Raw genomic sequence first — 22193 nt, 5'->3', positions numbered from 1 at the left:
CGTGCGCTGATCGTTTTTCGGGGCGGCTTGAGCCGCGGTGTCACGCCGCCGGAGCCGTCCCCGCGCCGTTGTGTTCGTCGTCCTCCGGGAGTTTGCAGACGTGCTCCAGGAAGATGGCGGCGGCTATGACGGCGATGCCTGCCACGACCGAGCAGCCGGCGTAGATGGCCTGGTCGCGGCGGGCCGGGATGTCGAGGGACTCCAGCAGGAAGACGCCCGTGCCGCCGTACATCCCGGCGACGAGGGCGGCGACCAGGGCGCTGGCCTGGCCGAAGACGACCGCGCGGGCCGCCATGAGGGGGTCGACGCCCTTGGCCTCGGGGCGGCGTTCGCGCTGGGCCCTGAGGCGGGCGCGGATCGAGAGCGCCGTGGCGAGCAGTACCGCGGCGATCAGGGCCAGCACGATGGGGGCGGCGAGGGGGACGCTCGGGAGCGTACCGATCGAGTTCCAGAGGCGGGCGCCCGCCCAGGACAGGATCCCGGCGACGACGAAGACGCCGGCCAGCACCCTGATGCGCAGCTCTCTCACGGTGTCCCTTCGGTTCCCCGGATGCCCCGGACTGTTGGCCGTCTCGACCTTAACGACTACTCGGGCAGCCGGAGTTCCAGGTCCGCGCGGGGAGCGACACCGTCGCGGGTGACCACGCCGAGCAGGTCGGCGACGGCACCGCGGCCGGGAACCTGGGCGTCGGGGTCCACGTCGTGCCAGGGGGCGAGCACGAAGGCGCGTTCGTGGGCGCGCGGGTGGGGGAGGGTGAGCGTCGGGTCGTCGGAGACGACGTCGGCGTACGAGACGATGTCGACGTCGAGGGTGCGAGGGCCCCAGTGCTCGTCGCGGACCCGGTGGAAGGCCTCCTCGACCGCGTGCGCCCGCTCCAGGAGGGAGGACGGGGGCAGGGTCGTCTTCAGGACCACGACCGCGTTGAAGTACGACGGCTGGGTGCCGGGCTCGACGCCCCACGGCTCCGTCTCGTAGACGGGGGAGACCGCCTTGATGCGTACGCCGGGGGTGTCCTCCAGGGCGTCGATGGCGCCCTGGAGCGTCTCCAGGCGGTTGCCGAGGTTGGAGCCGATGGAGATCACGGCCCGTTTGGGATTGTGCAGGGTGGTGTCGGCGGCGTCGACCTTCTCGACGACGGAGGCGGGTACCGGCTGTACGGTCGGGTCGCTGTGACCCTTGGTGAAGAACGCGGTCATACTCGGCTCCGGGTGATGGTGACGGTCACGTCGTCGAAGGGGACCGTGATCGGTGCGTCCGGTTTGTGGACGGTGACCTCGACCTCCTGAACCCCTTCGTGCTTCAGACAGGCCTGGGCGATGCGCTCGGCGAGCGTCTCGATGAGGTTGACGGGCTCGCCCTCGACGACGGCCACGACCTCCTCCGCCACGATGCCGTAGTGCACGGTCTTCGCCAGGTCGTCGTCGGCCGCGGCCGGGCGCGTGTCCAGGCCGAGGACGAGGTCCACGATGAAGGTCTGGCCCTCCTCGCGCTCCCTGGGAAACACACCGTGGTGCCCGCGGGCCTTCAGGCCGCGCAGCGCGACACGATCCACGCGAATCACTCCTGCAATCGTCGGGTGCGACCGGTCCGTACCGTGTGCGGGCGGCACACCGGCCTCGAACGAATCTACCTGCGGCTACCGACAATCCCGGGCCACGGGGGCGCGGGGTCCGGCGGGGGCCGGGAGGTTTCATCGCATGTTTCCCCTGGGGAATCCGGTGGCTCACGGGCTGGTAGCCGCCCATACCCGCGGGTTCGTGATTCCAACCACTTCTTGGTCCCTTCGGGCCCCGTGCGGTCCTTTCGGCCCTGGTGCGCCTACCCACTCACGCGGGCGGCTCGTCCTCCTCGTCCTCGGCGTTCTCGGTCAGCACCGGGGAGGCGTGGTGCGACCAGAGCTTCCAGCCGTCGGGTGTGCGCCGGAACACATTCGTGGCGACCACCAGCTGGCCGACGAGCGGACCGGGCCCTTCGCCGTCCTCGGGCACGGGGCCGCCGCTGAGGATGTTCTCCGTGCAGCTCACCAGGGCGGTGTCGCCGGTGACCGAGACGTGGACGTCGGTCAGGAAGAACTGGATGTAGTCGGTGTTCGCCATGATCAGGGCGTACGACCGGAGCACCTCGCCGCGGCCGGTGAGCACCGGCCAGCCGGGGTGCACGCAGGAGATCACGCCGGTGTCCGCCGGGTCGTGGTACGTCTCGTCGACGCCCAGGTCGGACGGGGTGAGCCAGAGCGTGGACAGCTCCTCGAAGTCGCCGCGCTCCAGTGCCTCGTAGAAGGCGGTGTTGGCGAGTTCGACCTGCTCGACGTCGGTGTGGGGGGCGCTCACCGGGCTCCTTCCACGGCGCGTGCGACCCGTACCGCGTCCGCCGTCGCACGCACCTCGTGCACGCGCACCGCCCATGCGCCGGCGTGCGCCGCCAGCGCGGAGACGGCGGCCGTGGCCGCGTCGCGCTCCCGCGCCGGGGGCGGGGAGCCGGCCGGGCCCGCCAGCACGCGGCCGAGGAAGCGCTTGCGGGAGGCGGCGACGAGCAGGGGGTGCCCGAGGGTGCGCAGGCGGTCGAGGTGGGAGAGGAGGGTCAGGTCGTGCTCGGTGTCCTTGGAGAAGCCGAGGCCGGGGTCGATCACGATCCGGTCGGGGGCGACGCCGCCCTCCAGAACGGCCTCCACGCGCGCGTGCAGCTCGTCGACGACCTCGGTGACGACGTCGTCGTACACGCCCTTGACGTTGCCGCCCTCCAGGAAGCCGCGCCAGTGCATGACGACGAAGGGGGCGCCGGTCCGCGCGACGACCGGGATCATCGCGGGGTCGGCGAGGCCGCCGCTGACGTCGTTGACGAGGGCGGCGCCGGCGGCGAGGGCCTGTTCGGCGACGGACGCGCGCATGGTGTCGACGGAGACGACGACGCCCTCGGAGGCGAGGCCGCGGACGACCGGGATGACGCGGCGCAGCTCCTCGGCCTCGTCGACCCGGGTGGCGCCGGGGCGGGTGGACTCGCCGCCGACGTCCACGAGGTCGGCGCCCTCGGTGACGAGGTCGAGGCCGTGCTTGACGGCGGCGGTGGTGTCGAACCAGCGGCCGCCGTCGGAGAAGGAGTCGGGGGTGACGTTCACGACTCCCATGACCGCGCAGCGGTCCCATTCCGGAAGGCCCGCGATCCGCCCGCGTCCGCTGTGGTTGCTCATACGTTCAGCGTAGGCCCAGGGTGGGGGCGGGCTCCCCACGTGGGAGGCCCGGCCGGGCGGGACCGGTAGGGGTGGTGTGCCCGGCTCGGCAGGATCGGCAGGGGGGTGCGCCCGGCTCGACAGGACCGCAGGGTGGTGCGGCCCGGCCCGGCCCAGCCCGGCGCGGCAGGATCGGCAGGGTGGTGCGCCCGGCGCGGCGGGACCGGCAGGGGGCGTGCGCCCGGATTGGCCGGTTCGGCAGGGTGGTGCGGCCCGAGCGGCAGACCCCAGGGCTGGGGGGCGAGGGCTGCCGCTCGGGCCTGTCCGGGTCAGGCCGCGCGTACGTCCCGTTCCGTGACGGCGTGCGCGCAGGGGCGCGCGGTGGCCTTCTGGCGCCGCAGGGGGCGCGGCAGGGCGCGGCCGAGGTTGAGGAAGCCCTCCGCCTGCAGGGCGGCCAGGCCGATGCGCGGCAGGTCGCCGGAGGCCCGGTAGACGACGAAGCGGGGCTCCCAGCGCGGCTGGAACTTGGCGTTGAACCGGTACAGGGACTCGATCTGGAACCAGCGGGAGAGGAACATCAGCAGGCCGCGCCAGGCGCGCAGCACCGGGCCCGCGCCGATCTTCTCGCCGCGCGCCAGGGCGGAGCGGAACATCGCGAAGTTGAGTGACACGCGCGCGATGCCGAACTTCGGCGCCGCCTGCAGCGCGGCCACGATCAGCAGTTCGTTCATGCCGGGGTCCGCCGAGCGGTCCCGGCGCATCAGGTCCAGCGAGACCCCGTCCGTGCCCCAGGGCACGAAGTGCAGGATCGCCTTCAGATCGCCGTACGGACCCGGCTGGGCGTCCGCCTTGTGGGCGGTGGCGACGAGACAGTCGCCGTCGGCCGGGTCGCCGATGCGGCCCAGCGCCATGGAGAAGCCCCGTTCGCTGTCGGTACCGCGCCAGTCGTCGGCGGCGCGGCGGATCCGGTCCAGCTCGGCCTCGCCGAGGTCACGGACGCGTCGTACTCGGGTTTCGTAACCGGCACGCTCGATGCGCTTGACCATCTGTCGCACGTTGCGCATGGCGCGGCCGGTGAGGGAGAAATCCGCGACGTCCACCACCGCCTCGTCGCCCAGTTCGAGGGCGTCGAGGCCGGTCTCGCGGGTCCACACCTCGCCGCCCGTCTCGGAGCAGCCCATGACGGCGGGCGTCCACGAATGCGCGCGTGCCTCGTCCATGAACCGTTCGATGGCGCCCGGCCAGGCCTCCACGTCACCTATGGGGTCCCCGCTGGCGAGCATCACCCCGGAGACCACGCGGTACGTCACCGCCGCCTTGCCGCTGGGGGAGAAGACGACGGCCTTGTCACGGCGCAGCGCGAAGTGGCCGAGGGAGTCACGGCCGCCGTGCCGCTCCAGCAGGGCGCGCAGCCGGATCTCGTCGTCCTCGGTGAGCCGCGCGGCGGGGTGTTCGGGGCGCAGGGCGAGGTAGATCGTGGTGACGGCGGTGAGCAGGCCGAGCGCGCCCAGGGAGGCGCCGACCGTCCATGAGGTGGTGCCCTGGTAGGCGACCGGGCCTTCGAAGCCGAACAGGCCGTACAGGACGTGGGTGATGCGGTCGGCCAGGGACGGGTCGCCAATCAGGCTGTGCGGGTGCGCGCTGACGACGACCAGGCCCAGGGCGAGCGAACCGGCGCCCATGAGTACGAAGTTGGCCAGCGCACGCCACCGGCTGCGCGGGTCGGGCAGGGACGCGAACTGGTCGCGGTGGCGCACCAGCGCCGCGAGCAGCGCCAGCGAGATGATCAGGCCGATCAGGGAGTGCCGGTAGGTGAACTGTGCGATCGCCCCGGCCGGCAGCAGCGCCACGGCGGCCCGCCAGGCCCGGCGTTTGCCGCGCTTGAGCCCGTGGGCGAGCAGCAGCAACAGCACGCCGACGCTGAGCGAGAGCGCGGCCGCGAACGGTCCGAGCGCGCCGGGCAGCACCTCGGCGAGCGCGTGCATACGGCTGTGCCGGAAGCGCGGGAAGACGCCGGCGGCGATGTCCACGATGCCGACGAGGGCACAGGCCCTGCCGACGAGGACGGGAACGGACTCGGGACGCGGTCCGCGCAGCCGGCGGCGCCGCCGCCTCATTTCCTCATCTTCCCTGACAGACATCGCATCCCGTAGTTCTGCACGTGAGTTGGCATCCGGTGCCGATTCGGGCATCCGACGACATTGCGCCCTCTAGGACGACGGGACGGAGGGCGAGGTTCACTGCGTTTCGCAAAGCCGTTTCAAAGGACGCGCGGTGGCTGTGTTCCGAGGCCACGCGGTGGCTGCGATTCGAGGCCACGCGGTGGCCGTGTTTTTACCGCCTGGGGCACCATGATTCGCCTACGCGCGGTAAGTTTCTGGCCATGCCACGTGGACGTCATCGCCATTCACCGCCTTTGCACAGGCTGCTGCCCCCGTCGGCGATCGCAGGCGTCTCGCTCGTCTGCGCCCTCGGCCCATGGGTGTTCACGGAGCCGATGGTGCTCCGGGGGCTGGCGGCGGCCGCCGCGGTGACGGCTGTCGCCGGCGCGGTCGTCATGCGCCGCTGGGACATCCAGGCCGGCAAGCAGGTGGCCGACCTCACGCGCGCGCGTGCGAGCGACGAGTGGCGGCACGAGGAGCGGGTCGCGGAACTGGAGAGCGACCTGGAGGAGTCGCGCGAACTGCGCGGCAAGCTCGAACAGCGCCTGCGGGCCAAGCGCGCCGAACTGGCCGGGCTGCGCAACGAGCACGCGGCACTGCTGCGCCGGTACGCCACCGCCGAGACCGAGCGCGCGAGCGCTCTGGAGGGCCGCCGCCTGCTGGAGATAGAGGCCGCCGTTCCCGCGCCCGCGCTGCCTCCCGTACCGGAGCGGGGGGACTCCGCCGACGTCGACGAGTCCGCGGTCGATGAATCGGCGGTCGAGGAGACCGGCGTTGAGGACAAACCGCAGACGCCGAGGTTGTTCTCCCCGGAGGGGTCCCGGCTGTTCCTGCGGGCGCAGGCCGCGCTGGTCCGCTTCGACGCGGATCTGAAGGCCGAGGCCGACAAGGACACGGCTGCCGAGGTGGCGGCGTCCGCCAAGGAGCCTGTGCCGGACGACGCCGACCGTAGTGGTACCGGGGCGGAGGCCGCGCAGGAGGACGAGGCCCGGGGGAAGACCGAGGCGGCCGACGGGCACCAGCGCGCGGCCGCCACCACTCCGGCGCACATCCAGCAGCCCTCCGGGCACTACACCGTGCCGACGGCGGTGGCGGTCGTACCGGCGTCCACGCCGGTACGGCGTCCCAGTGTCGAGGGCGGGTTCGACTTCTTCGGTACGAAGGCCAAGGGCGCGGTGTCCGCCGCCCTGGAGGCCGTGCAGAACGAGGACCTCGCCGACGTGGTCGGTCAGGAGGCGCTCGATCTGCACAAGGCCCAGGCGGAGGCGGAGTTCAAGCCCCCGACCGCCGAGTCGCGCGGCGTCGGGCAGGTGATCGACCTGACGGCACACGACGAGACCGAGCAGATCGACGTGCAGGGGCTGCGGAGCGCGGCTTCCTGAAAGCCGCACAGTCGTTCATAAAGCTCTTTTGGACGGCGTTTTCACGCCATCCACCGGTCCGGCCGCGCGTCCCTGCGCCCCGTCCGGGACCGCTCCGCCTGTGCGCGCAGCAGCCGCGCAGCCTCCTCGGCGTCCCTCAGGCGGGCTGTCACGGTCTTGTTGGCGCCCGTGTCCACGTGGACGTCCGCGAGCCGCCAGCGCCGCATCCAGGGGCCCTGCTCCTGCCGGACGCTCTGCACCTTGGCGTGCGGGACGAGTGCGAGGCTGCGCCGGAGCAGTCCGTGCCGGGCCACGAACACCTCGTCCGTGACGGTGAAGCCGTATCCCCGCCACCACAGCGGCATGCACCGGCCCGCGCGTCGCGGTGGACGGGACAGGGACGAGGCGGGCGGTACGGTCACGCCGGGCAGTACGCGCGCGATGAGGGGCTCCGCGACCTCGCGCGGGGCCACCGGCAGCAGTACGGAGTTGGACGAGCCGGCCACGTCCAGCTCCACCCGCACCCAGCCGCGCCGCCGCCACAGCAGCGGCTCCACGATCCGCACGGTCTGCACCCGCCCCGGCGGCACCGTCTCGTGGGCGCGGTCGAGGAGGCCGCGGTCGATCCGGATGCCGTCCGGCGACTCGGCCACCGTCCAGTCGTACTCGGCGACGAACCGCCCCACGCTGCTCGCGCCCGCCGCACCGAGCAGCGGCACGGCGGTCGCGACCACTGTCCACAGGTTGTGGGTGAAGAACCACAGCACGGGCGGTACGACGAGGGCGGCGGCCAGCGTGGCCCACGTCGCGCCGGTCAGCAGCAGGGAGACGGCGAGCACGCCGGCCGGCACGTGCAGCAGTCGCTGCTCGGGCGCTTCGCCGACCTCGTGCGCGGTCTCGGGGGCGAAACCGGCTGCCCGCGCGAGGAGTTCGGCCCGCAGCGCGCGTGCGTCGGCCTCGCCCAGGTAGGCGAGCTCGTCCTTCTTGTCGGTCCCTATGACATCGAGTTTGAGTTTCGCGACGCCCGCCACGCGCGCGAGGAGCGGTCTCGTGACGTCGATGGCCTGGATGCGCTCCAGGCGGATGTGCGCGGTGCGCCGGAACAGCAGGCCGGTGCGGATGCGCAGTTCCGTCTCGGTCACCGCGAAGTGCGTGAACCACCAGCTGAGAAAGCCGTACAGCGCGGCGGCCGGGATGACCACCGCGAGGGCTATGAGGATCGTGGTCGTCGTCAGCCGGGTCAGCTGGCGGTGCGTCGCGTCCGGGTCGTGCAGCGCCCACCCGATGAGTACGGCGACCGGCGCCCACGCCCGCCTGAACGGCGTTATCGGGTGCAGCCGCCGCTCGGTCACCGTCACCTCGCGGCGCACCTGGTCGTGGGTGCCCGGCGTCGTCACAGCCCCGCCGATCGTGCCTGGCCCAGCTCGGTGAGCCGGTCGCGCAGTCGTTCGGCCTCGGCCGGGTCGAGGCCGGGGATGGTCGCGTCGGTCGCGGCGGCGGCCGTGTGCAGCTGGACGCTGGCCAGCCCGAAGTGCCGCTCGACGGGGCCGGAGGTCACCTCGACCAGCTGCATGCGGCCGTACGGCACCACTGTCACGGTGTGCCACAGCACGCCCCGGCTGAGCAGCAGGTCGTCGGCGCGCTCGGCGTACCGCCAGGAGCGCCAGTTGCGGCCGATCAGCACCCAGCCCCACACCATCAGGGCCAGCGGCAGCAGCGCGAACACGGCCCATGCGGGACCGGCCAGCAGTCCCGGCACCAGACCCGCAGCCACGGTCAGTGACCCCAGCCACACCACCAGCAACAGCCGTCGCATGCGCAGCAGGCCGGGCGGCAGCCCGGTCCACGCCGGTTCCGTCTCTGCCGTCACCGCGTCCTGCGGGCTCCCCGTCTCCATATGGTCAGCCTACGTAGGACAGACTGTGTCCATGACTCCTACGACGGAGACCACAGTCGGAATCGGCGGCGCCGCGGAGAGCACCGACATGGTGCTCAACATCGGCCCTCAGCACCCGTCCACGCACGGCGTGCTGCGCCTGCGGCTGCTCCTCGACGGTGAGCGCATCACGCGCGCGGAGCCGGTCGTCGGCTATATGCACCGCGGCGCGGAGAAGCTGTTCGAGGCGCGCGACTACCGCCAGATCATCATGCTCGCCAACCGCCACGACTGGCTGTCGGCCTTCTCCAACGAGCTGGGCGTCGTCCTCGGCGTGGAGCGCATGCTCGGCATGGAGGTGCCCGAGCGCGCGGTGTGGACGCGCACGCTGCTCGCGGAGCTGAACCGGGTGCTGAACCACCTGATGTTCCTGGGCTCGTACCCGCTGGAGCTGGGCGGCATCACGCCGATCTTCTACGCCTTCCGGGAGCGCGAGGAACTCCAGCACGTCATGGAGGAGGTCTCCGGCGGGCGGATGCACTACATGTTCAACCGCGTCGGCGGCCTCAAGGAGGACCTGCCGGCCGGGTGGACCGCACGCGCGCGTGCCGCGGTCGCGGACGTGCGCTCGCGCATGGACCGCTTCGACGACCTGGTCCTCGGCAACGAGATCTTCCGGGGGCGCACGCGGGGCGTGGGGTATCTCGCGCCGGAGACCGTGCACGCGTACGGCGTGAGCGGGCCGATCGCGCGCGCCTCGGGCGTCGACTTCGACCTGCGCCGCGACGAGCCGTATCTGGCCTACGGGGAGCTGCAGGACACCCTCAAGGTGGTCACCCGCACCGAGGGCGACTGTCTCGCCCGGTTCGAGTGCCTGCTGGAGCAGACGCACAACGCGCTCGACCTCGCCGACGCCTGCCTCGACCGGATCGCCGAGCTGCCGCCGGGGCCGATCAACCAGCGGCTCCCCAAGGTGCTGAAGGCGCCCGAGGGCCACACGTACGCGTGGACCGAGAACCCGCTCGGCATCAACGGCTACTACCTCGTCAGCAAGGGCGACAAGACGCCGTACCGGCTCAAGCTCCGCTCGGCCTCCTACAACAACATCCAGGCGCTGACCGAGCTGCTGCCGGGGACGCTGGTGGCGGACATGGTGGCGATTCTGGGGTCGATGTTCTTCGTGGTGGGGGATATCGACAAGTAGGCGACCAGGAGGGTAGGGGCGGGCGTCAGCCGCCCAGTGGGTCCGGAATTCCAACCGGCTGCACGAGCCATCCGAAGTCCCCCAGCCCACCCGGCGCCGTCAGCTCGGCGGCCTCCCCGGCGCTCGCGAGGGCGCGTACGTAGGCCGCGGGATCGGTCGTGGCGAGTGCGAGCGGGGGGCGTGCGCCTGCGACCCCCAGGGCGCGCAGGGCGTCACGCTGGGTCAGCGCGCGCCCCCCGGGGAGCGCGCACGCGTCCAGCGCCACGTGCGCCGTGATGTCGCACGATCCGTCCGGCACGGGCGCCGTCTCACGCCCCTTCCGGAAGCCGGTGAGCGTCCCGAAGGGCGGGCGGGCGTCCGCGGTGTGCGCGTAGTCCACGGCGACCGCCAGCCCCCGCTCGACGCGCGCGACGACCGACGCCCACGCCGTGTCCCTGGGCAGTCCGATCTCCGCGCGCAGCCCCTCTTCGGCAGGCCCCGGCCACCATCGGGCGAGCCACTCGGCCGCCGCCCCGGACACCGGCTCCCCGAGCCGTTCGGTCCCGTCCTCCCGTACGAGCACGAGTCGCCACACCCCTGAGGGGTCCACCTCGGCGACCTCCACGGGCACGTTGTCCAGCCACTCGTTGGCGAAAAGCAGCCCCGTGACGCCCTTAGGGCACTCCGCGAGCCACTCGATGCGGTGATCGAGGCCGGCCGGGCGGTCGGCGATCTCGACGGCGTACGCGCGCGTGCGGGCGGCCAGGTCGGCGGGCAGCGCGGCGAGCACGCCGGTGACCAGTTCGCCCCGCCCCGCCGCCATGTCGACGAAGTCGAGGGACGCCGGGTGGCCCAGCGCCTCGTCGACCCGGCCCAGCAGCCGCGCCACCGCCTCGGCGAACAGCGCCGACGCGTGCACGGACGTACGGAAGTGCCCGGCGGGCCCCTCGGGCCTGCGGTAGAAGCCGCCGGGGCCGTACAACGCCGCCTCCATGGCAGCGCGCCAGCCACGCCAGCCGCCCCCGTCGGGCCCCCCGTCGCCGTCCGCCGTTTTGCCCGTCGCACCCCACGTCACACGGCAAGGCTAGGCGCACAGGAGAACGGGGCCTCCACCTTGCGGAGTACACGTATCGCATCCGGATCGGCCCTCCGGTTGACTCCCGCACGCATCGCGCTTCCCTACTCTGGGTTACGTGCAGCGCCTCTACGACTTCCTCCGCCGACACCCGACATGGGTCGACGGCTTCTGGGCCCTCGTCCTGTTCGGGATCTCGGTGGTCGGCGGGGTGGTCACCCAGGAGAACACCGGGACCGATCTCCCGGCTCTCGTGGTGCCGGTCACGGTCCTGCTGTGTCTGGCGCTGACGCTGCGCCGGCGGATGCCGGAGAAGATGCTGGTCCTGGCGGCCCTGGTGGGCGTGGCGCAGCTGGCGCTCGACGTGTCGCCGATACCCGCCAACTTCGCGATGCTGGTGATCATCTACACCGTCGCCGCGGTCGGGGCACGCTGGGCCTCCCGGTTCGCGCTGGTCGGCGGCCTGTGCGCGGCGCCGATGGCGCAGCTCCGCTGGCCGGAGTTCCAGACGAGCGTCGCGGGCAACATCGCGCTGGCGATCTTCCAGACGGTGCCGTTCGCCCTCGCCTGGGTGCTCGGCGACTCCATCCGCACCCGCCGCGCCTACTTCGCGCAGCTGGAGGAGCGCGCCGCCCGGCTGGAGAAGGAGCGCGAGGCGCAGTCCAAGGTCGCGGTCGCCGCCGAACGCGCCCGGATCGCGCGCGAGCTGCACGACGTCGTCGCGCACAACGTGTCGGTCATGGTGGTGCAGGCCGACGGCGCCGCCTACGTCCTCGACTCCGCGCCCGACCAGGCCAAGAAGGCCCTGGAGACCATCTCCTCCACCGGCCGCCAGGCCCTCGCCGAGATGCGCCGCCTGCTCGGCGTACTGCGCACCGGCGAGCACCAGGAGAGCGGGGAGTACGTCCCGCAGCCCGACGTCCAGCAGATCGAGGACCTCGTCGAGCAGTGCCGGGTCTCCGGACTGCCCGTCGACTTCAAGGTCGAGGGCACGCCGCGCCCGCTGCCCAGCGGCGTCGAGCTCACCGCGTACCGCATCGTGCAGGAGGCGCTCACCAACACCCGCAAGCACGGCGGGCCCAACGCGGGCGCCAGCGTGCGTCTGGTCTACTTCGACGACGGTCTCGGCCTGCTCATCGAGGACGACGGCAAGGGCGCCCCGCACGAGCTGTACGAGGAGGGCGGCCTCGACGGCCAGGGGCACGGCCTGATCGGGATGCGCGAGCGGGTCGGCATGGTCGGCGGCACCCTGGACGCAGGCCCCCGCCCCGGCGGAGGATTCCGCATCAGTGCCCTGCTGCCGCTCAAACCGGCGCACTGACGCATCCGCACGCCCCCGGTTGACACCTGTCACGCCCCCGAACGACTTCGCACAACGACCTTCGAGATGGATACGGAAGAGGCCCCCGATGACGATCCGCGTGATGCTCGTCGACGACCAGGTGCTGCTGCGCACCGGGTTCCGGATGGTGCTCGCCGCGCAGCCGGACATGGAGGTCGTGGCCGAGGCGGGTGACGGCGTCGAGGCACTCCAGGTGCTGCGCTCGACCGAGGTCGACGTGGTGCTGATGGACGTCCGCATGCCGAAGCTGGACGGCGTGGAGGCCACCCGCCGGATCTGCGCGGATCCGAACCCGCCGAAGGTGCTGATCCTGACCACTTTCGACCTCGACGAGTACGCCTTCTCCGCGTTGAAGGCGGGCGCCTCCGGTTTCATGCTCAAGGACGTACCGCCCGGCGAGCTCCTCGCGGCCATCCGTTCCGTGCACAGCGGCGACGCCGTGGTGGCCCCGTCGACGACCCGGCGTCTCCTCGACCGGTTCGCGCCGATGCTGCCCAGCGCCGGCAAGGAGCCCCAGCACAAGGAGCTGGAGCGGCTCACCGACCGGGAGCGCGAGGTCATGGTGCTGGTCGCCCAGGGGCTGTCCAACGGGGAGATCGCGGCCCGGCTGGTGCTGTCCGAGGCGACCGTGAAGACGCACGTGGGCCGCATCCTGACCAAGCTCGGGCTGCGGGACCGGGTGCAGGTGGTGGTCCTGGCGTACGAGACGGGGCTCGTGCGGGCCGGGGGTCACGGCTGACCGGACAGGCGCTGGAGGCCGTCGGTAGGGTCTGCGCATGCTCCTGTGGATCAACGGCCCCTTCGGGGGCGGCAAGACACAGACCGCACACGAGATACAGCGTCGGCTGCCCGGCAGCGTCATCTGCGACCCGGAGCACGCGGGCTTCGGCCTGCGCCGCATGCTCCCGCCCCCACTGCGGGGAGACTTCCAGGACCTGGTCTCCTGGCGGCAGGGCGTCGTCGAGGTTCTCGACCTCGCCCTCACCAAGCACGACGGCGTCGTCATCGCGCCGATGACGGTCACCGACTCCGGCTACTTCGCGGAGACCGTCGGCCGACTACGTGAACTCGGCCACGACGTACGCCACTTCACTCTCCTCGCGGAACGCGAGACCGTGCTGAAGCGGCTGCGTGAGCGGGGCCTCGGACACCTCCTTCAGTACGTCGGCGGGAAGAACGCCGGGCTGCGCAGGGAGAGTTGGGCGGTGCGGCAGCTCGACCACTGCCTGGAGCGGCTGCGTGAGCCGGAGTTCGCCGAGCATCTGTGGACCGACCACTCGACGGTGCCGAAGACGGCGGACCGGATCGCCGTGCTCGCCGGACTGACCCTCCGGCCGAACAACGAGGGGGCGCTGCGGACGCGGCTGCGGCAGGCCCGGGTGGGGATCAGGCACATCCGGTTCGACTGATGACCCTGGTGATCCTGATGAACCCCGGTCAGCGCAGGATTCCCTCCAGGAAGTCGCTGCCCAGCCGGGCCACCACCGTCACGTCCAGCTGGTGCAGCACGTACCGCCCACGGCGCCGCGTGGTGATCAGGCCCGCCTTCTTCAGCACGCTCAGGTGCCGGGATATCTCCGGCGCCGTCACGCCGTGCGCCGTGGCGAGCTCGCCGGTGGTGAACGCGCTGCGGGCCAGATGGCGGCAGATACGCATCCGCAGGGGGTGGGACAGGGCCGTCATCCGCAGGGTGAGCTGCTCGACCGACGGCGGCGAGGCCAGCTCCGGGGAGCTCACCGGGTAGTGCAGGACCGGCTGCCAGCCGTACCGGTGCAGCACCTGCAGGTGGGGCCAGCCGAGGCTCGTCGGTATGAGCAGCAGACCGCCGTCAGCGGTCGTCGTACGCCCCTGGGCCAGCTTGTCCACGGTGATCCTGGTGCCGTCCCCCTCCAGCGCCACGGCGGACGACACCGAGGCCAGCGCCTCGCCGAGGCCCTTGTGCCGCAGCAACTCCGTCTTGTGCCGCGCGTCCGCGGCGAGCGAGTGGCGCACCCTGGCCCAGACGTCGCTGAAGAAGGCCTCGTCGCAGTCCTGCAGGAACTGCCGCAGCCAGGCACGCACGCGTGGCGGATCGGCGAGCAGCCGCTTGGTGAACCGCACCTGGCGCGGTCCGCGCGACGCCGCCAGGTCGAGGGCGCGGCGGCGCAGGCTTAGGTCGGCGAGGACGCTGTTGCTCGGCAGGTCGTAGTCGGGCGCGCAGGTGAACTCCAGCGCCGCGTCCGCGAACTGCTCGTCCGACAGCTTGTCCAGCAGATCCATGTCCTCGGTGAGCGTCGCCCCGGGCAGGGTGCTGCGGCCCGGGATGCCCGCGAACGGCATGAAGAGGTCCGAGAACGTCGTCCGCCACAGGAAGTCGGCCTCGCACATCCGGTCGGCCAGATGCGAGTCGAGGCGGGCGGTCACGCCGGTCACCCAGCCCTGCAGGCCGGGATGGTGCCCCGGCTCGGACAGCGCGTGCAGCGCCATGCCGAGCTCGGTGAGGGGCGAGGGCACGACGGCGACCCTCTCCGGCCGCAGCCCCGCGATGTCGATGCTCACGCTCATGACGCCATGGTGCACTCCGCCACTGACAACGCCGCCCTCGATTGACGCCGGGCGTCAATCCACGCGACGCCGCCCGCCGGGGCGACGCAGCCTGGGGTCACCGGGGCAGCCGCGGAGCCTTCCGGATTCCGACCGACTTGTGACCAGCTTCCGAAGAGGCGAACCGCCATGAGCATCACCCAGCAGCATCTCCTCGACGCCTACCGCGCCCAGCACCTCGGCGAACCCGCCCCGCCCGCCCCCGGCGCCCACGACTGGCAGGTCGTGCGCGAGTGGCGCGACCGGCGCGACTTCCACGCGGTCCTCGCCGGCCGCCCGGCCCATGGGCGGCTACGGCAGTCCCTGGGCCGGTGGCTCCATCCGGGGCGGCGGGCGACGAGCTGACCGTTAGGGCAGGCGGGCAACAACCTGCCTCTTTGCGGCTTACGGCAACTCTGCGGCTTACGGCAGCCGGGAGACGAACTCCGCCACCGCCGCCTTCACATCCTCCGCCGTCCACTCCAGGCCCGCGGCCCGTACGTCGATCTCCGCGACGGCGAGGCCCGGGCCCGGGGCGTCCCAAGCGCGACCGAAGAGCAGCGTCCCCGTCTCCTCCGCCTGCAAGACCGCCGCCTCGGCGACGGTGTCGGCGTCGTACGGCAGCCAGACCTGGAACTCGTTGGTGTGCGGCTCCTCGGGCTGGACGCGCGCCCAGGGCACGCCGGCCGCCGCGAACCCCTCGCGCAGCGCGGCGGCCACCACGCGCGCGTGCCGCACGTAGTCGGGGAGCCGGGGCAGCTCCCGCTCCAGCCCGGCGAGCGCCGACAGCACGGTCGGGAACTGCTGGAACACCTGACCGCCGTACCGGTGCCGCCAGGTCTTCGCCTCCTCTATCAGCGTCCTCGGACCGGCGAGCGCCGCGCCGCCGAAACCGTTGAGGGACTTGTAGAACGACACGTACACGCTGTCCGCGAGCCCCGCGATCTCGTGCAGGGGGCGGCCGAAATGCACGGTGCTCTCCCACAGGCGCGCGCCGTCGAAGTGCACCACCGCGTCGCGCTCCCGGGCCGCCTGAACGACCTCGGTGAGCTCCTCCCAGGAGGGCAGGACGAAACCGGCGTCCCGGAGCGGCAGTTCCAGCATCAGCGCGCCGAACGGCTCCTCGAAGTCCCGGATCTCGGCGGCCGTCGGCAGCCGTGGCTCGCTGCTCAGACGGACCGGACGCAGGCCGCTGACCTGTGTGAAGGCGTGCCGTTCGTGCACTTCGGGGTGGGCGAGCGGGTGCAGGGCGACGGTCGGGTTGCCGGTGCGGCCCGCCCAGCAGCGCAGGGCCACCTGCTGGGCCATCGTGCCGGTCGGGAAGAACGCGGCGGCCTCGGTGCCGAGCAGTCCGGCGACCTTCGCCTCCAGGGCCTCCACGATGCCGTTGCCGTACAAGTCCGCCGTCTCGTCCAGGTCGTACAGCTCCTCGGCGGTCTCCAGCAGCGCCAGGCGCTCCCGGAGCGTGCCGAGGAAGCTGGAGCGCGCGAGGACGCGCCGCGCGCTCCGATACGCCGCCTTGCGCCGCTCAAAGCGTTGCTTGCGCTGCTCCTCGACCGACTCCACCAGTTCCCGCGAGTCCTGCTCCACCGTCTCAGCCATGCCTGGATCATGCCGGGCCCCCACCACGCGTGCGTACCGGATTTCCCAACCCACAGGCTGTGGACCAACCCACAGCCTGTGGACAACCGAACGCCCCTCGAACCAATCGCGTTAACATGACGAGAAATCGTCCGGTACCCCGAGCGGACTGGAACGGGAAGGCCGCCGTCGCGTGAGTACAAGCCAACAGCCAGACCCCAGGGACCGCCCCGCGCGGCTCACCGTCGGCGTCGTCGGCGCCGGTCGGGTGGGCCCCGCCCTCGCCGCGTCGCTCCAGCTCGCCGGGCACCGCCCGGTGGCCGTCTCCGCGGTCTCCGACGCCTCCCGGAGGCGGGCCGCGCTGCTGCTGCCCGACGTGCCGGTCGTCCCGCCCGCCGAGGTGCTCCAGCGCGCCGACCTGGTCCTGCTGACCGTCCCGGACGACACCCTGCCCGGCCTCGTGGAGGGCCTCGCCACCACCGGGGCGGTACGGCCGGGGCAGCTCCTGGTGCACACCTCAGGGCGGTACGGCGCGAACGTCCTGGAGCCCGCTCTGCGCGCCGGCGGACTGCCGCTGGCTCTGCACCCCGCGATGACGTTCACCGGGACTCCAGTGGACGTCCAGCGCCTCGCAGGGTGCTCTTTCGGGGTCACCGCCCCCGAGGAGCTGCGGCTGGCCGCCGAGGCACTGGTCATCGAGATGGGCGGCGAGCCCGAGTGGATCGCCGAGGAGAACCGCCCGCTCTACCACGCGGCGCTCGCCCTGGGCGCCAACCACCTGGTGACGCTGGTCGCCCAGTCCATGGAGCTGCTACGCACGGCCGGCGTCGAGGCCCCCGACCGGATGCTCGGCCCGCTGCTCGGCGCCGCCCTCGACAACGCCCTGCGCTCCGGCGACGCGGCCCTGACCGGCCCCGTCGCGCGCGGGGACGCCGGTACGGTCGCCGCGCACGTCACGGAGCTGCGCCGGCACGCCCCGCAGGCCGTCGCCGGGTATCTGGCGATGGCGCGGGCGACCGCCGACCGGGCACTGGCCCACGGGCTGCTGAAGCCCGAACTCGCCGAGGACCTGCTCGGGGTACTCGCCGCCGACACGACCCTGCCCGAGAACGGGGGAGACCGATGAGCCGCCGCAGCCTCGAACTCGTCCCCACCCTGGACGACCTGACGTACGTGCGCGAACACCACGCCGTACCCGGCCGTACCGCCGTGGTGATGACGATGGGCGCCCTGCACGACGGCCACGCCACCCTCATCCGCACCGCGCGCGGGCACGTCGGACGGGACGGCTTCGTCGTCGTCACGGTCTTCGTCAACCCCCTGCAGTTCGGCAAGGGCGAGGACCTCGACCGCTACCCGCGCACCCTGGAGGCCGACCTCAAGATCGCCGAGCAGGCCGGTGCGGACGTCGTGTTCGCCCCCGCCGCGGACGAGGTCTACCCGGGCGGCGAGCCCCAGGTGCGCATCACGGCGGGCCCCATGGGGGAACGCCTGGAGGGCGCCTCCCGCCCCGGCCACTTCGACGGCGTGCTCACGGTGGTCGCCAAGATGCTCCACCTCACCCGCCCCGACGTCGCGTTCTTCGGGCAGAAGGACGCCCAGCAGCTGGCCCTGATCCGCCGCATGGTGCGGGACCTGAACTTCGGCGTCGAGATCGTCGGCGTACCGACCGTGCGGGAGGACGACGGCCTGGCCCTGTCCAGCCGCAACCGCTACCTCTCGCCCCAGGAGCGGCGCACGGCGCTCGCGCTGTCCCGCGCGCTGTTCGCGGGCCGCGACCGGCACGCGGCGCAGGAGGCGCTGCGCGCGCGGGCGCGTGAGGTGCCCTCCACGCGCGCGCGTGCCGAGGCGCTGAGCGCCATCGGCGAGTCCCGCGCCGCCGCCGACGCACACGCCGTCGCCAAGGCGGTCCCCGGCGGCCCGTCCGCCGTCCGCGCCGCCGCCCGGCTGGTCCTCGACGAGGCCGCCCGCCTCGACCCGCCCCTGGTGCTGGACTACCTGGCCCTGGTGGACCCCGACGACTTCACCGAGATCGACGACGACTTCACGGGAGAGGCCGTCCTCGCGGTCGCCGCCAAGGTCGGCACGACCCGGCTGATCGACAACGTCCCCCTCACCTTCGGAGCCGCCTCGTGACCAGCACAGGCATACGACTGCACGCCCCCGCCCCGGGCTGGTCCATCGCCGCGGACGTCGTGGTCGTCGGCTCCGGCGTCGCCGGTCTCACCGCCGCGCTGCGCTGCGAGGCCGCCGGCATGCGGACCGTCGTCGTCACCAAGGCGCGCCTCGACGACGGCTCCACCCGCTGGGCGCAGGGCGGCATCGCCGCGGCCCTGGGCGAGGGCGACAGCCCCGAACAGCACCTGGACGACACCCTGGTCGCCGGGGCCGGTCTGTGCGACGTGGAGGCGGTACGGATCCTCGTCACGGAGGGCCCCGACGCCGTACGCCGCCTGATCGAGACCGGCGCCCACTTCGACGAGTCCACCGAGGGCGAACTGGCGCTCACCCGCGAGGGCGGCCACCACCGCCGCCGTATCGCCCACGCCGGCGGCGACGCGACCGGCGCGGAGATCTCCCGCGCCCTCGTCGAGGCCGTACGCGCGCGTGGCCTGCGCACCATCGAGAACGCCCTCGTCCTGGACCTCCTCACGGACGCCGACGGCCGCACGGCGGGCGTCACCCTGCACGTCATGGGCGAGGGCCAGCACGACGGCGTGGGCGCGGTGCACGCCCCCGCGGTGGTCCTCGCGACCGGCGGCATGGGCCAGGTCTTCTCGGCGACGACCAACCCCTCGGTCTCCACCGGCGACGGCGTGGCCCTGGCCCTGCGCGCGGGCGCGGAGGTCAGCGACCTGGAGTTCGTCCAGTTCCACCCCACGGTGCTGTTCCTGGGCCCGGAGGCGGAGGGCCAGCAGCCCCTGGTCTCCGAGGCCGTACGAGGTGAGGGCGCCCACTTGGTGGACGCCGACGGCGTGCGCTTCATGCAGGGGCAGCACGAACTCGCCGAACTCGCCCCCCGGGACATCGTCGCCAAGGGCATCATGCGGCGTATGCAGGAGCAGGACGCCGAGCACATGTTCCTCGACGCCCGGCACTTCGGCGCCGACATGTGGGAGCACCGCTTCCCCACGATCCTCGCCGCCTGCCGCGCCCACGGCATCGACCCGGTCCACGAACCGATCCCGATCGCCCCGGCGGCCCACTACGCCTCCGGAGGCGTCCGCACGGACTTCCACGGCCGTACGACCGTCCCCGGCCTGTACGCGTGCGGGGAGGTCGCCTGCACCGGCGTGCACGGCGCCAACCGGCTAGCCTCCAACAGCCTCCTCGAAGGCCTGGTCTACGCCGAACGCATCGCCCACGACATCGCGGCGACCCACCGCCACAACGGCCTCCACGCGCGCGTGCCCGCCCCGGTCCCGCACCCGGAGCAGCCCGCGCACCCCTTGCTCGCCCCCGAGGACCGCTTCACGATCCAGCGGATCATGACCGAGGGCGCCGGAGTCCTGCGCTCCGCGGACTCCCTCACCAAGGCCGCCGAACAGCTCCACCAACTGCACGCCGACGCCCGCGACGCCCTGCACGAGAACGGCAAGACGGCCGAGCCCGGCGTGGACACCTGGGAGACCACGAACCTCCTGTGCGTGGCCCGGGTCCTGGTGGCCGCGGCGCAGCTCCGCGACGAGACCCGCGGCTGCCACTGGCGCGAGGACCGCCCCGACCGCGACGACACCGCATGGCGCCGCCACATCGTCGTACGGCTGAATCCGGACCGCACACTCGCCGTGCGCACCACGGATACCGCAGACTTCCCCCCAACCCGCCGGCACCATCAGGCGCACCGTCCCCAGGAGCAGTGAGAGCAGTGAGCACCCCCGACCTTCCCCTCGCCCCGCCCGACGGCTGCGGTGACGGCTGCGCATGTAGCGCCGACGAGGAATACCTGGAGTGCGGCCTCGACCCCGCACTCGCCCAACTCCTGGCCGACGCCGGACTCGACCCCGTGGAGGTCGAGGACATCGCCAACGTGGCCATCCAGGAGGACCTCGCGGGCGGCGTGGACGTGACGACGGTCGCGACCATCCCCGAGGACGCGGTGGCGACGGCCGACTTCGTGGCACGCGAGGCGGGCGTCGTGGCGGGCCTCCGGGTCGCCGAAGCGGTCATGTCGATCGTCTGCGAGGACGAATTCGAAGTCGAACGACACGTAGAGGACGGCGACCGAGTAACCGCAGACCAGAAACTCCTCTCCATCACCACCCGCACCCGAGACCTCCTCACCGCCGAACGCAGCGCACTCAACCTCCTCTGCCGCCTCTCCGGTATCGCCACGGCCACGCGCGCGTGGGCGGACGTCCTGGAAGGCACCAAGGCAAAGGTCCGGGACACCCGCAAGACCACCCCCGGCCTGCGCTCGCTCGAAAAATTCGCGGTCCGCTGCGGCGGCGGCGTCAACCACCGCATGTCCCTCTCCGACGCGGCCCTGGTCAAGGACAACCACGTGGTGGCGGCAGGCGGCGTCGCCCAGGCCTTCAAGGCCGTACGAGAGGCCTTCCCCGACGTACCGATCGAGGTCGAGGTCGACACCCTCCACCAGCTCCGCGAGGTCGTGGACGCGGGCGCCGACCTGATCCTGCTGGACAACTTCACGCCGGGCGAATGCGAAGAGGCAGTAGCCCTGGTCCACGGCCGAGCGGCCCTGGAGGCCTCCGGCCGCCTGACCCTCGCCAACGCCAGGGCATACGCCGAGACGGGCGTCGACTACCTGGCCGTGGGCGCCCTGACGCACTCCTCCCCGATCCTGGACATCGGCCTGGATCTGCGAGCGGCGGAGTAGGGAGCGGGAACCGGCCATGCTGCTGACGATCGACGTAGGCAACACCCACACCGTCCTCGGCCTCTTCGACGGCGACGACATCGTCGAACACTGGCGCATCTCCACCGACGCCCGCCGCACGGCCGACGAGCTGGCGGTGCTCCTCCAGGGCCTGATGGGCATGCACCCCCTCCTCGGCGACGACCTGGGCGACGGCATCGACGGCATCGCGATCTGCGCGACGGTCCCCTCCGTCCTCCACGAACTCCGCGAGGTGACCCGCCGCTACTACGGCGACGTCCCCGCCGTCCTCGTCGAACCGGGCGTCAAGACGGGCGTCCCGATCCTCACCGACAACCCCAAGGAGGTCGGCGCCGACCGCATCATCAACGCGGTGGCGGCGGTCGAGCTGTTCGGCGGCCCGGCGATCGTCGTCGACTTCGGCACGGCGACGACGTTCGACGCGGTCAGCGCGCGCGGGGAGTACGTCGGCGGTGTCATCGCCCCCGGCATCGAGATCTCCGTCGAGGCACTCGGCGTCAAGGGCGCCCAACTCCGCAAGATCGAGGTGGCCCGCCCCCGCAGCGTGATCGGCAAGAACACCGTCGAGGCCATGCAGGCAGGCATCGTCTACGGCTTCGCAGGCCAGGTCGACGGAGTCGTCAACCGCATGGCCCGCGAACTGTCCACCGACCCCGACGACGTCACGGTGATCGCAACGGGCGGCTTGGCCCCCATGGTCCTGGGCGAATCCTCGGTCATCGACGAACACGAACCCTGGCTGACCCTGATCGGCCTACGCCTGGTGTACGAACGCAACGTCTCGCGCATGTAAGAAGGCCCTGGCGTCGACTGGGTCGGGGCCCGGCGCAACGTGGTGCCGCTGCGCCCACCCGTGCCGCCCAAGCGGCACGACTGCCCGCAGCTGCGCGCGCTGCGGGCGAGCCGGGGGACGTTACGCAGCCCGGCGTGACGAGGTGCCGCCCGCGGCCACCCGTGCCGCCCCAGACGGCACGAATGCCCGCGGCTTACGGCTCGGCCCGCGGCTAGGCAGGCAGGTTGAGG

The 22193-nt window shown here is 72.4% G+C and carries 22 protein-coding genes; 11 read left to right on the top strand and 11 right to left on the bottom strand.

The annotated features are described in order from the left end of the window. Positions 1–40: 40 nt before the first annotated feature. From SSP24_RS38505 to SSP24_RS38480, 6 genes are all read right to left on the bottom strand, one after another. The gene (locus SSP24_RS38505; protein ID WP_141315282.1) at positions 41–529 is read right to left on the bottom strand and encodes a DUF3180 domain-containing protein; all 489 of its coding nucleotides are present in this window, start codon (positions 527–529) and stop codon (positions 41–43) included. 56 nt (positions 530–585) lie between these two features. Continuing rightward, a complete protein-coding gene (gene folK / locus SSP24_RS38500; protein ID WP_141315280.1) occupies positions 586–1197 on the bottom strand; it encodes a 2-amino-4-hydroxy-6-hydroxymethyldihydropteridine diphosphokinase in 612 nt (203 codons plus the stop codon). Continuing rightward, the gene (folB, locus tag SSP24_RS38495) at positions 1194–1553 is read right to left on the bottom strand and encodes a dihydroneopterin aldolase (RefSeq protein WP_141315278.1); all 360 of its coding nucleotides are present in this window, start codon (positions 1551–1553) and stop codon (positions 1194–1196) included. Before folB ends, folK begins: the two co-directional genes overlap by 4 nt. 274 nt (positions 1554–1827) lie before the next feature. After that, on the bottom strand, positions 1828–2331 hold the full coding sequence (locus tag SSP24_RS38490) for a nuclear transport factor 2 family protein (RefSeq protein ID WP_141315276.1): 504 nt from the start codon (positions 2329–2331) through the stop codon (positions 1828–1830). Next, positions 2328–3188, bottom strand: coding sequence for a dihydropteroate synthase (gene folP, locus SSP24_RS38485; RefSeq protein ID WP_141315274.1), 861 nt, complete (start codon positions 3186–3188; stop codon positions 2328–2330). Before folP ends, SSP24_RS38490 begins: the two co-directional genes overlap by 4 nt. A 308-nt stretch (positions 3189–3496) precedes the next feature. After that, complete coding sequence (locus SSP24_RS38480; RefSeq protein WP_141315272.1) at positions 3497–5284, bottom strand: phosphatidylglycerol lysyltransferase domain-containing protein; 1788 nt, start codon at positions 5282–5284, stop codon at positions 3497–3499. Positions 5285–5550: 266 nt separating this feature from the next. Here SSP24_RS38480 and SSP24_RS38475 point away from each other — a divergent pair, with 266 nt between their 5' ends. Next, positions 5551–6711, top strand: coding sequence for a coiled-coil domain-containing protein (locus tag SSP24_RS38475; RefSeq protein WP_141315270.1), 1161 nt, complete (start codon positions 5551–5553; stop codon positions 6709–6711). Positions 6712–6752: 41 nt separating this feature from the next. On the opposite strand, the gene SSP24_RS38470 is transcribed toward SSP24_RS38475, so the two are convergent. Further along, positions 6753–8087 (bottom strand): PH domain-containing protein, encoded by a 1335-nt coding sequence (locus SSP24_RS38470; RefSeq protein ID WP_141315268.1) that lies wholly within the window; start codon positions 8085–8087, stop codon positions 6753–6755. Further along, complete coding sequence (locus tag SSP24_RS38465; protein WP_141315266.1) at positions 8084–8587, bottom strand: PH domain-containing protein; 504 nt, start codon at positions 8585–8587, stop codon at positions 8084–8086. The genes SSP24_RS38470 and SSP24_RS38465 overlap by 4 nt, the downstream gene beginning before the upstream one ends. 31 nt (positions 8588–8618) lie before the next feature. Here SSP24_RS38465 and SSP24_RS38460 point away from each other — a divergent pair, with 31 nt between their 5' ends. Continuing rightward, positions 8619–9770 carry an NADH-quinone oxidoreductase subunit D gene (locus SSP24_RS38460; protein ID WP_141315264.1) on the top strand — a complete coding sequence of 384 codons (1152 nt, stop codon included), beginning with the start codon at positions 8619–8621 and terminating at the stop codon, positions 9768–9770. 25 nt (positions 9771–9795) lie between these two features. On the opposite strand, the gene SSP24_RS38455 is transcribed toward SSP24_RS38460, so the two are convergent. Next, positions 9796–10743: an SAM-dependent methyltransferase gene (locus SSP24_RS38455; RefSeq protein WP_141315290.1), complete on the bottom strand. Its 948-nt coding sequence runs from the start codon at positions 10741–10743 to the stop codon at positions 9796–9798. A gap of 199 nt (positions 10744–10942) precedes the next feature. On the opposite strand from SSP24_RS38455, the gene SSP24_RS38450 reads away from it, so the two are divergent. The 3 genes from SSP24_RS38450 (at position 10943) to SSP24_RS38440 (ending at position 13575) form a co-directional block, all read left to right on the top strand. Continuing rightward, entirely contained in the window at positions 10943–12145 is a 1203-nt protein-coding gene (locus SSP24_RS38450) for a sensor histidine kinase (RefSeq protein ID WP_141315262.1), read from the top strand. 88 nt (positions 12146–12233) lie between these two features. Continuing rightward, entirely contained in the window at positions 12234–12905 is a 672-nt protein-coding gene (locus SSP24_RS38445; RefSeq protein ID WP_141315260.1) for a response regulator transcription factor, read from the top strand. A gap of 37 nt (positions 12906–12942) precedes the next feature. Then, positions 12943–13575, top strand: coding sequence for an AAA family ATPase (locus SSP24_RS38440; RefSeq protein WP_141315258.1), 633 nt, complete (start codon positions 12943–12945; stop codon positions 13573–13575). Between the two features lie 28 nt (positions 13576–13603). On the opposite strand, the gene SSP24_RS38435 is transcribed toward SSP24_RS38440, so the two are convergent. Further along, positions 13604–14710, bottom strand: a complete 1107-nt coding sequence (locus tag SSP24_RS38435) for a DUF5937 family protein (protein WP_141315256.1) — start codon at positions 14708–14710, stop codon at positions 13604–13606. A gap of 168 nt (positions 14711–14878) precedes the next feature. On the opposite strand from SSP24_RS38435, the gene SSP24_RS38430 reads away from it, so the two are divergent. Beyond that, positions 14879–15094 (top strand): hypothetical protein, encoded by a 216-nt coding sequence (locus tag SSP24_RS38430; protein WP_141315254.1) that lies wholly within the window; start codon positions 14879–14881, stop codon positions 15092–15094. 57 nt (positions 15095–15151) lie between these two features. On the opposite strand, the gene SSP24_RS38425 is transcribed toward SSP24_RS38430, so the two are convergent. After that, entirely contained in the window at positions 15152–16330 is a 1179-nt protein-coding gene (locus tag SSP24_RS38425) for a threonine aldolase family protein (protein ID WP_141315252.1), read from the bottom strand. A 172-nt stretch (positions 16331–16502) separates the two neighbouring features. Here SSP24_RS38425 and SSP24_RS38420 point away from each other — a divergent pair, with 172 nt between their 5' ends. The 5 genes from SSP24_RS38420 to SSP24_RS38400 are packed head-to-tail and all read left to right on the top strand — an operon-like array spanning position 16503 to position 21963. Beyond that, complete coding sequence (locus SSP24_RS38420; protein WP_141315249.1) at positions 16503–17435, top strand: Rossmann-like and DUF2520 domain-containing protein; 933 nt, start codon at positions 16503–16505, stop codon at positions 17433–17435. Continuing rightward, positions 17432–18445, top strand: coding sequence for a pantoate--beta-alanine ligase (gene panC / locus SSP24_RS38415; RefSeq protein WP_141315247.1), 1014 nt, complete (start codon positions 17432–17434; stop codon positions 18443–18445). Before SSP24_RS38420 ends, panC begins: the two co-directional genes overlap by 4 nt. Beyond that, the gene (locus tag SSP24_RS38410) at positions 18442–20172 is read left to right on the top strand and encodes an L-aspartate oxidase (RefSeq protein WP_141315245.1); all 1731 of its coding nucleotides are present in this window, start codon (positions 18442–18444) and stop codon (positions 20170–20172) included. The genes panC and SSP24_RS38410 overlap by 4 nt, the downstream gene beginning before the upstream one ends. Before the next feature lie 5 nt (positions 20173–20177). After that, positions 20178–21149: a carboxylating nicotinate-nucleotide diphosphorylase gene (gene nadC / locus SSP24_RS38405; RefSeq protein ID WP_141315243.1), complete on the top strand. Its 972-nt coding sequence runs from the start codon at positions 20178–20180 to the stop codon at positions 21147–21149. A gap of 16 nt (positions 21150–21165) precedes the next feature. Further along, a complete protein-coding gene (locus SSP24_RS38400; RefSeq protein WP_141315241.1) occupies positions 21166–21963 on the top strand; it encodes a type III pantothenate kinase in 798 nt (265 codons plus the stop codon). Positions 21964–22193: the final 230 nt, after the last annotated feature.

Origin of the sequence: Streptomyces spinoverrucosus (assembly GCF_006539505.1) — a bacterium.
In the GTDB taxonomy this organism is placed as follows: Bacteria; Actinomycetota; Actinomycetes; order Streptomycetales; family Streptomycetaceae; genus Streptomyces; species Streptomyces spinoverrucosus.
The sequence above is the reverse complement of the archived record's forward strand: the minus strand, read 5'-3'. Positions and strand labels throughout refer to the sequence as shown.

What these genes read in the sequence shown, in the direction of transcription:
- SSP24_RS38475 (WP_141315270.1), top strand. Translation starts at nt 5,551, where the DNA reads ATGCCACGTGGACGTCATCGCCATTCACCGCCTTTGCACAGGCTGCTG.
- folP (WP_141315274.1), bottom strand. Translation starts at nt 3,188, where the DNA reads ATGAGCAACCACAGCGGACGCGGGCGGATCGCGGGCCTTCCGGAATGG.
- folK (WP_141315280.1), bottom strand. Translation starts at nt 1,197, where the DNA reads ATGACCGCGTTCTTCACCAAGGGTCACAGCGACCCGACCGTACAGCCG.
- SSP24_RS38480 (WP_141315272.1), bottom strand. Translation starts at nt 5,284, where the DNA reads ATGAGGCGGCGGCGCCGCCGGCTGCGCGGACCGCGTCCCGAGTCCGTT.
- SSP24_RS38400 (WP_141315241.1), top strand. Translation starts at nt 21,166, where the DNA reads ATGCTGCTGACGATCGACGTAGGCAACACCCACACCGTCCTCGGCCTC.
- SSP24_RS38435 (WP_141315256.1), bottom strand. Translation starts at nt 14,710, where the DNA reads ATGAGCGTGAGCATCGACATCGCGGGGCTGCGGCCGGAGAGGGTCGCC.
- panC (WP_141315247.1), top strand. Translation starts at nt 17,432, where the DNA reads ATGAGCCGCCGCAGCCTCGAACTCGTCCCCACCCTGGACGACCTGACG.
- SSP24_RS38455 (WP_141315290.1), bottom strand. Translation starts at nt 10,743, where the DNA reads ATGGAGGCGGCGTTGTACGGCCCCGGCGGCTTCTACCGCAGGCCCGAG.
- SSP24_RS38445 (WP_141315260.1), top strand. Translation starts at nt 12,234, where the DNA reads ATGACGATCCGCGTGATGCTCGTCGACGACCAGGTGCTGCTGCGCACC.
- SSP24_RS38425 (WP_141315252.1), bottom strand. Translation starts at nt 16,330, where the DNA reads ATGGCTGAGACGGTGGAGCAGGACTCGCGGGAACTGGTGGAGTCGGTC.
- SSP24_RS38440 (WP_141315258.1), top strand. Translation starts at nt 12,943, where the DNA reads ATGCTCCTGTGGATCAACGGCCCCTTCGGGGGCGGCAAGACACAGACC.
- SSP24_RS38465 (WP_141315266.1), bottom strand. Translation starts at nt 8,587, where the DNA reads ATGGAGACGGGGAGCCCGCAGGACGCGGTGACGGCAGAGACGGAACCG.
- SSP24_RS38460 (WP_141315264.1), top strand. Translation starts at nt 8,619, where the DNA reads ATGACTCCTACGACGGAGACCACAGTCGGAATCGGCGGCGCCGCGGAG.
- SSP24_RS38430 (WP_141315254.1), top strand. Translation starts at nt 14,879, where the DNA reads ATGAGCATCACCCAGCAGCATCTCCTCGACGCCTACCGCGCCCAGCAC.